Annotated in this window: 6 protein-coding genes and 1 pseudogene; all 7 read left to right on the top strand. The window is 52.4% G+C overall.

Annotated elements, in window-relative coordinates:
* A pseudogene (locus tag ACOJTG_RS04100) lies at positions 1–284 on the top strand (DoxX family protein); the annotation flags it as partial.
* 6 nt (positions 285–290) lie between these two features.
* On the top strand, positions 291–1,964 hold the full coding sequence (locus tag ACOJTG_RS04095; RefSeq protein ID WP_420152649.1) for a hypothetical protein: 1,674 nt from the start codon (positions 291–293) through the stop codon (positions 1,962–1,964).
* 4 nt (positions 1,965–1,968) lie between these two features.
* The gene (locus tag ACOJTG_RS04090) at positions 1,969–2,541 is read left to right on the top strand and encodes a c-type cytochrome (RefSeq protein ID WP_420152648.1); all 573 of its coding nucleotides are present in this window, start codon (positions 1,969–1,971) and stop codon (positions 2,539–2,541) included.
* 19 nt (positions 2,542–2,560) lie between these two features.
* Positions 2,561–3,799, top strand: a complete 1,239-nt coding sequence (soxC, locus tag ACOJTG_RS04085) for a sulfite dehydrogenase (protein WP_420152647.1) — start codon at positions 2,561–2,563, stop codon at positions 3,797–3,799.
* Between the two features lie 20 nt (positions 3,800–3,819).
* Positions 3,820–5,271: a phytoene desaturase family protein gene (locus ACOJTG_RS04080; RefSeq protein ID WP_420152646.1), complete on the top strand. Its 1,452-nt coding sequence runs from the start codon at positions 3,820–3,822 to the stop codon at positions 5,269–5,271.
* Between the two features lie 93 nt (positions 5,272–5,364).
* On the top strand, positions 5,365–6,252 hold the full coding sequence (locus ACOJTG_RS04075) for a cyanophycinase (RefSeq protein ID WP_420152645.1): 888 nt from the start codon (positions 5,365–5,367) through the stop codon (positions 6,250–6,252).
* 397 nt (positions 6,253–6,649) lie between these two features.
* Positions 6,650–8,466: TonB-dependent receptor domain-containing protein (locus tag ACOJTG_RS04070; protein ID WP_420152644.1), on the top strand; the 1,817-nt coding region annotated here is incomplete at its 3' end.

The following is an 8,466-nucleotide window of genomic DNA, read 5'->3' as shown; positions in this document are numbered from 1 at the left end:
CTGATTCCCTGCGAAACTATGAATCAACCGGTTCGATTAGTCGTCACTATTATTCCTATACAATTGATTCGGCACAGCATACGCTGCTGCTGAAAAACAAAAACCGCCATTACAAAGGCGAGCAACTGGTATTGCATTACGAGCGTCCCGAAGCTGGAACCATCCTGCTGAAGGGCCTCAACGAAAACCGCGATTCCATCCGCGTCGTACTCAACCAGGTGGACAAAAAGTATCTGATTCACGAAGCTAAAAAAGTAGGTCGCCGTAAAGGTCTTAAACTCTAAACCGCTATGTCAACGCTCCCTGTCGATACCTTACGTCCGGAAACGGCGGCTTCAGAAACGCAGCTTCGACCTCCATTCTGGACGGCCTGGCAGAAGATTCTCTTCCGCATTGCTTTCGTGTTTTTTGTGAGTCTTGCTCTGCCTAATGATCCGGGTTGGTATAAAGACCTGTTTTCGTTTGATTGGACGCGACTGCATTACCGCGATTTGTACGACATTGCCCGGTTTGGTTCCGGTCTGAATATTTTCGGAAATAAGATTTTCGGTAGCTCGCTTAATGGGTACGCCACCTGGGTAATCACCTTGATTTTTGCCATCGGGGTTGGGTTGGTCTGGACCTTTATCGATAGTCGCCGCAAACCTCAGCCCCGCGAGTACAACCGACTGTATTACTGGCTTCGGGTGGTAGTACGCTACCGGGCGGGGATTGGCATTATCGGTTTCGGCTATACTAAACTGTTTCCCACGCAGCTGCCGTATCCGTCGCTGGGCGTTCTCAATACCGATTTTGGTGATTTGACGCTACAGAAAATCTACTGGCTTTCCATTGGCATTGTCCCCTGGTACGAGGTGTTTGCGGGTGTGGTAGAAGTACTGGCCGGAGCCTTACTGTTTTTCCGGGCTACAACCTTCTGGGGTTCCGTACTGCTATTCGGAGCTTTGGCCGATATTGTCTTTGTTAACTTCGAGTACGATGGAGGCGTCCACGTGTATAGTTCGTACTTCGTGTTGTTATCCGGTTTCTTGCTCATTTACGATATACCAAAAGTATACAATCTGCTCGTTCGCGAACAGTTGACCATTCCCGTTCATTACTATCCTTCGTTTGATAAACCCTGGCAACAATGGAGCCGGGTTTTTCTAAAAACCGGAGTAATTGGGGTATTTGTAGTGTGGTTTTTCTACCTGCAGGGCGTGAACTTCCTGTATGATCCGTACAAACAGCCCGCCCTTAAAGGCGTGTCGGAATTGCGGGGAAATTATAACGTGACGGAATTTAAAATCAACAACCAGGTCATTCCCTATTCGCCGCTGGATTCCGTACGCTGGCAACAAGCCACCTTCGAAAACTGGACGACGCTGACGTTTAAAGTCAACCGACCCGTAGATCTGGATTTGTCTAATGGCGGAGGTTCGCCCATGCGGGACATCAACCGAACCTTTGAGCTGACGGGCGTCGCGGGCGGGCAACGGGTGTTTTACTACGAGGCCGATACCCTGCATCAGGTACTGTATTTACAGGACAAAAATCGGGGACGTCAGAACCGCGAAACGCGGGAGATTGAGGGAAAAGCGGCTCGTACAGAAGCCAAAGCAAAACCCGTCGTAGCCAGCTGGATACCCAAGGAAGCTTTGGCGATTATCGGTTCGGAAGATGAAAAAATTCATCCGCTGGCCCGCTCCACCCGCCGCACCCGTGGGATGATCAGCGAAGCCGAAAACCCCGGCGGCGAAAGTTCGCAGGTCGTAGGCTGGGATCGTAGCAACAACGGTACCGTGAAAGCTCCCACGCCGCTACGCAACCGGATGATTCTGAACTACCAAGCCATTAACGGAGGAAACCGGGTCATCCTGTCAGGGATTGATGAAAATAGAGATTCGATTCACGTAGTACTCGATCGGGTTCCCCGCAAATACGCCCTTTCCGAAAGTACCCTGAAAGCGGGTAAATACGATTAGAAGGATGCGTTTAGTTGTAAAAAAAGGACTACTCTGGGCCGTACTGGGGCTGGGCGGCTGGGCTAGTCTAAGTTTTTCCCAATCTCGCACTGCTGCGGTTGGGACGATGCCTGCCGATACTATTTACGGGTTTGGACGTCCGGCTACGGCTGAGCGAATCAAAGCCTGGGATAGTGCCATTCGTCCCGATGGAAAAGGCTTACCACCGGGTTCAGGGACGGCCGAGAAAGGAGCCGTGCTGTATGCGGAACGTTGTTCGGCCTGTCACGGCAAAACGGGCGTAGAAGGTCCCAATGACCGACTAGTGGTTTCGGATACCAGTAAAACCAAAGGTATTGGTAACTACTGGCCCTACGCTACGACGCTGTTTGATTACATCCGGCGGGCTATGCCGTTTAACGCTCCAGGCAGTCTGACCGACGCTGAAGTGTACAGTCTGACGGCTTTTTTGCTGGAAAAAAACCAGCGGATCCAGCCTGGATTTGTGCTCGATGCTCAGACCTTACCCCGCGTGGCAATGCCCGCTAAAGCCAAATATATTCTGGACGACCGCAGCGGAGGTCCCATAATCCGGTAAAGCCGTTTTGAAAGAACCAATGAAAGTATTACCCGGAGAAAAACCCGTTGTACTCGAACAAAAAGTCAGTCGGCGAAGTCTATTAGGCGGAGCGGCTACCGCCGCGATCGTGCTGGCTCAGGCTCCGTTCGGCAAAGCTGTACAGGCGGCTCTGTCGGAAAAAGAGTGGAAGACCGACCCGACCAAAGTTCCTGGTGTACCACCCGGCACAGTCGGCACGCGGTCGCCGTTTGAGAAGCCCGTCAAGAAACCGTCGGACATTTCTTCCCGAACGCCCTTACAGAATCTATACGGCACGATTACGCCCTCGGATCTGCATTTTGAACGGAATCACAACGGTGTTCCCGCCATCGATCCGGCTCAGCACGAGCTGTTGATTCATGGCCTGGTGGAAAAACCACTGGTATTGACGCTAGCTGATCTGAAGCGGTATCCGTCCGTCACGCGGATTTGCTTTCTGGAATGTTCGGGCAATTTTCGTTCGGGTAATCCAAAGCTGAGTCCACAGGACATTTGCGGCCTGACCAGCCAGAGCGAATGGACGGGCGTCATGCTCTCTACCTTATTTCGGGAAGTAGGCGTGAAGCCCCAGGCCCAGTGGTTTCTGGCCGAAGGATCAGATGCGGCGAAGATGACCCGCAGTATTCCATTGGCGAAAGGCTGGTCGGATGCCATGATCGTGTACGCCCAAAACGGCGAGGCCATTCGTCCCGAACAGGGTTACCCCTTTCGGTTGTTTCTGCCGGGCTATGAGGGAAACATGAGTGTCAAATGGCTCCGGCGACTGGAACTCTCCGACGAACCGTTCATGACCCGCGAGGAAACCTCCAAGTATACCGAACCCGTGAAGGACGGCAAAATCCGTTATTTCAGTTTCGACATTGACGCCCGCTCCATCATCACCTTTCCGGCGTATCCGGCTCAGGTACAAAAGGGCTGGATCGAAATTCGGGGGATTGCCTGGAGTGGTCGCGGTAAGGTGGATCGGGTGGAAGTGAGTACGGATGGCGGCAGAAGCTGGCAACTGGCCCAGATTCAGGGCCCTATTCTAGACAAAGCTCATACGGGTTTTCGTTACCTTTGGTACTGGGACGGCAATGAAACCGAAATCCAAAGCCGGGTAACCGACGAGACCGGTTATATCCAACCCACGTATCAGCAGTTAGTAGCCGCCCGCGGTTCCAAAGGCGGCTATCATTTCAATCCCATTACGGGCTGGGTGCTCCAACGCGACGGGCAGGTTTTGCTCCGAACGTAATGGTTCCGGTCGATGAAGGTATGACAAAAAAAGAGTACGATGCCGTAGTGGTGGGCTCGGGTCCAAACGGACTAGCCGCCGCCATCACCCTGCAACAGGCGGGACTTTCGGTGCTGATCGTGGAAGGGAAATCAACCATTGGTGGCGGACTCCGTACGGAGGAAGTTACCCTGCCGGGTTTCAAACATGACATTTGTTCGGCCATTCATCCTTTGGCAGCAGGGTCGCCTTTTTTCAATACCCTTCCGCTGGCGGACTTTGGTCTGGAATTCATCTATCCCGAAGTCGCGTCGGCCCATCCCTTCGATACAGGTCAGGCGGCGGTACTGTTTCAATCCATTCAAAAAACCGCTCAAACGCTGGGCGTGGATCAGCAGGCCTACGAAAAACTTGCCGGATTTCTAACCAAAGCCTGGCCTAAGGTGGCGGTTGATACGCTCGGTCCGCTGACGTTTCCTTCACATCCCCTGGACTTCGCGGCCTTCGGCTTGCGGGCCTTACCTCCGGCCACCTGGTTCAAGCACCTATTCAAAGGAACGCAGGCTCAGGGACTGTTGGCCGGTATGGCCGCCCACGCCATTCAACCCTTAAGTAACTTGACCACTTCCGCCATTGGACTGGTACTGTTAACGGCTGGCCATCTACGAGGCTGGCCCATACCCAAAGGTGGCTCGGGGCAAATTGCTCAGGCATTAGCGATGTACTTTCAATCGCTGGGCGGAAAAATCGAAACCAATTTTTACGTCGAATCCTTGCAGCAACTGCCTTCCTCGCACGCGGTATTGTTCGACATTACGCCCCGACAATTGCTTAAAATTGCCGGGCATACTTTTTCCCCCCTGTACCGCTGGCAACTCGAACGCTACCGCTACGGAATGGGCATTTTCAAAATTGACTGGGCTCTCGACGCTCCCATTCCGTTTACCGACGAAAATTGCCGAAAAGCCGGAACCCTGCATTTAGGGAACACCCTTCAGGAAATTACGGATACCGAAAAACTTAGTTCTCAAGGCGGCTACCCGGATAAGCCTTTCGTTTTGCTGGCCCAGCAAAGTCAGTACGATCCTTCGCGGGCTCCCGAAGGCAAGCATACGGCCTGGGCGTACTGCCACGTACCCAACGGCTCCACGCGGGACCGTACCGAAGCCATCGAAAACCAGGTGGAACGCTTTGCTCCGGGTTTTAGAGACCGGATTTTGGCCCGTCACGTGATGAATACGGCTCAGGTACAGCAACACAATCCCAATTACATCGGTGGCGACATTAACGGCGGGATTCTTGATATTACGCAATTATTCACCCGGCCCGCTCTACGTTTTTCGCCGTACCGAACGTCTACCAAAGGCCTCTATATCTGCTCGTCGTCCACGCCTCCGGGTGGGGGCGTGCATGGCATGTGCGGCTATCACGCGGCCCGAAAGGCCTTACAGGACGTATTCCAGATTGGGGAAAATCGGACATTGATTCCTTGAGACCAAGCATTGGTCGCGGTTCTATTCGCTAAAATCGCTGTTTCCTTCGTTTGTAATGGAGGGTTCCTACCTTCCGGTTTTCTTCCTATACGTATGTCCCAAATCGTTCTGTTTTTCTTTTTAACCGTCTGGACGCTTGGCCTTTCGGCCCAGACGCCGATTGCCATTAACGAAAAAAGTACCACTCGCCATGGCCCCGAGAAGGGTTCACTACTCATCATTGGTGGCGGTACCGTAGGAACGGAAATCTGGGCCCGGTTTGTGGAACTGGCTGGAGGAAAAGAGAAAGCCCGCATTGTCGTCGTTACCGCCGCAGCGGGTGATTCGGCGGCGGTGAGTCCGACGCATCTGGAAAGTATCCGGAAGCAGTCGGGCGTGAGTCGGGTCACGCTTCTGCACACCAAAGATCTAACCGAAGCCAACAGTGACGCGTTTATCGCTCCGCTGAAGGAAGCGACGGGCGTGTACTTCATCGGCGGTCGGCAGTGGCGAATTGCGGATTCCTACCTCAACACTCGTACGCATCAGGCTTTTTTTGAGGTACTCAACCGGGGCGGGGTCATTGCCGGAAGTTCGGCGGGAGCGAGTATTCAGGGTTCGTTTCTGTGGCGGGGTGATACGAAGGGGGCGGACATCCTCGTCGGTGATCATACGCAGGGATTGGGTTTTCTAAAAAATTCCGCGATTGATCAGCATTTACTCAAACGTAATCGGCAGTTTGACCTCATTGATTTTATTCGCCAGTCCCCGCAACTGATTGGGATCGGGCTGGATGAGTCGACGGCCATTGTCGTGCAGCAGGACCAGTTGGAAGTGTTGGGTAAATCGTACGTGGCCGTGTATGATTACCAGACCATTGTGGGTAAAGGCGAGCCTCACGTACGGGATCAACAAGAGCAGGTTACCGCGTCCAACGGCGGGTTTATTTTGCTAGGTCAGGGGCAACGGTATGATTTGAGGGAGAGGAAAGTAATCAAGTGATGAATGGATATAGGTTTTATAAGATTGTTCCTTAACTAAATCACTTTTTCGTCCCGTTGAGACGGCTGGTTTTTTAGTCCGTATACATTCCATGTCGGCACGCCCGCCGCTCTTTTCATCCTGCACTAGGCCACCGCATTCCGGATGAAACCGACATGGAATGTGATAGGACGGGGATTGGCTTTATGTCGTCCATATAAGGTATTTGTACATCCTCAATAACTACTAACGAGCAACTATCAACTGACAACCAACAACAACCCACCCGCCAACAGCACTCCAAATCTTCATCTTTCGCGTTCTTGTCGTATTTATACTCGAATAAATCCAATGTTTGGAATAATTCTGCGGAATAGCTTGTACTTTCAAGCCTTACGACCTCGCTGTTTCCTCAGGAATGACCTCTAAACCTCTACTATTTTACTGTTTCTTTAGTCTGCTTACTTATATATCCGTTTTTTCGAATCCGGTCTGGGCTCAGTCGGGCATTCGCGGGCGGGTTCAGGAAAAGCAGACGCCCATGGCTTCGGCTACCGTGCGATTGTTCCGACTGCCGGATAGTTCGTTCGTGGCCGGTACGCTTACCGACGAATCCGGTGCCTTCAGCCTCGCCAGTACGCCGGGAAATTACTTCGCCCGAATCGAATTCATCGGGTATCAGCCCGTAAAAACGGCGGCTTTACAGGTACGCTCCCAGACCCTGGATCTGGGTGTTATTCAGCTGACCCCTACCAGTAATTCCCTGAAAGAGGTGGTGGTACAGGCCGAAAAAAGCTCGATGGAGTTGACGCTCGACAAGCGAGTATTTAACGTCGGAAAAGACCTAGCCAATGCGGGCGGTACGGCCTCGGATATTTTGAGTAATGTACCTTCCGTGGCCGTGGATGTGGAAGGAAACGTAAGCTTACGGGGCAGTAGCAACGTTCGGATTCTTATTGATGGCAGACCTTCGGGACTGGTCAGTATCAAGGGTGGGAGTGGACTGCAACAGCTACAGGGCAGTGCCATCGAAAAAATTGAAGTCATTACCAATCCTTCCGCCCGCTACGAGGCCGAGGGGATGGGAGGGGTCATTAATATTGTGCTCAAGAAAGAACGGCAGGAAGGGATCAACGGATCGTTCGATGTCATTACGGGGCATCCGACCAATTATGGACTAGCTGCCAACGTCAATTACCGTCGTCGGAATCTGAATTTTTTCGTCAATTATACGCTGGCTTATCGGAATACACCCGGTCGAAATAACCTGTATCAGGAAGTCTACCGGAATGATTCCACCTTTGTTTCCCGGCAAAACTCCCGAAGCCAGCTTAAGGGTATGAATAATAACGCCCGGGCCGGACTGGATTATTACTTCAGCGAAAAAAGCATCCTAACGGCGGCGTATACTTGGCGGACCAGCAAGGGCAAACGTTTCACCAATCTGGAATACCTCGATTACCAGTACCAGAGTCCCGACCTACTGGCGACGACGAAACGCACCCAGGACGAAACCGAAACCGAACCCAATTCCGAGTACGTGCTTACCTACAAAAAAACGTTCGCCCGTCCGGGCCACGAATTAACGGCGGATGTACGATACCTGGATAACTGGGAAAACTCCGATCAGTACTTCACCCAGCAAACGTTTTACCCAAGCGGCGGCAGTACCCCTTCCATCTTACAGCGGGCCTTGAACGATGAAACGGAAAAGCAGTGGCTTCTGCAGGCCGATTATGTACAGCCCTTTGCGAAAGAAGGAAAGCTGGAAGCAGGGATTCGCAGTAGTTTTCGCGATATGACCAATAATTATTCGGTAACTCAGCGTACCGAAACCGGCTGGCAGCCGCTGGAAGGGCTTACCAATAATTTTCTCTACGAAGAACGCATTCACGCGGCCTACGCCATTCTGGGAAACAAGGCCCACAAGTTCTCGTATCAGCTGGGCTTACGCGGTGAAATTACCGATGTGACGACTACGTTGAAACAAACCAATCAGGTCAATCCCCGGCAGTATGCCAACCTGTTTCCCAGTGTACACGCCACCTACGACCTGCCGCGTCAGCACGCCATTCAGGCCAGTTACAGTCGCCGGGTGCGACGGCCGCAGTACAATGATCTGAGTCCGTTTATGACCTTTAGTGACAGTCGGAATTTCTACAGCGGCAATCCGGATCTGAACCCTGAGTTTACGCATGCGTTTGAAGTCGGACATATCAAGTACGTCGAGAAGGG

It is taken from the genome of Siphonobacter sp. (genome assembly GCF_048595215.1).
Taxonomy (GTDB): Bacteria; Bacteroidota; Bacteroidia; order Cytophagales; family Spirosomataceae; genus Siphonobacter.
The sequence above is the reverse complement of the archived record's forward strand: the minus strand, read 5'-3'. Positions and strand labels throughout refer to the sequence as shown.

Bases quoted from the DNA above. Each gene is read 5' to 3' on its own strand.
- ACOJTG_RS04095 (WP_420152649.1), top strand. From the start codon at position 291: ATGTCAACGCTCCCTGTCGATACCTTACGTCCGGAAACGGCGGCTTCA.
- ACOJTG_RS04090 (WP_420152648.1), top strand. From the start codon at position 1,969: ATGCGTTTAGTTGTAAAAAAAGGACTACTCTGGGCCGTACTGGGGCTG.
- soxC (WP_420152647.1), top strand. From the start codon at position 2,561: ATGAAAGTATTACCCGGAGAAAAACCCGTTGTACTCGAACAAAAAGTC.
- ACOJTG_RS04080 (WP_420152646.1), top strand. From the start codon at position 3,820: ATGACAAAAAAAGAGTACGATGCCGTAGTGGTGGGCTCGGGTCCAAAC.
- ACOJTG_RS04075 (WP_420152645.1), top strand. From the start codon at position 5,365: ATGTCCCAAATCGTTCTGTTTTTCTTTTTAACCGTCTGGACGCTTGGC.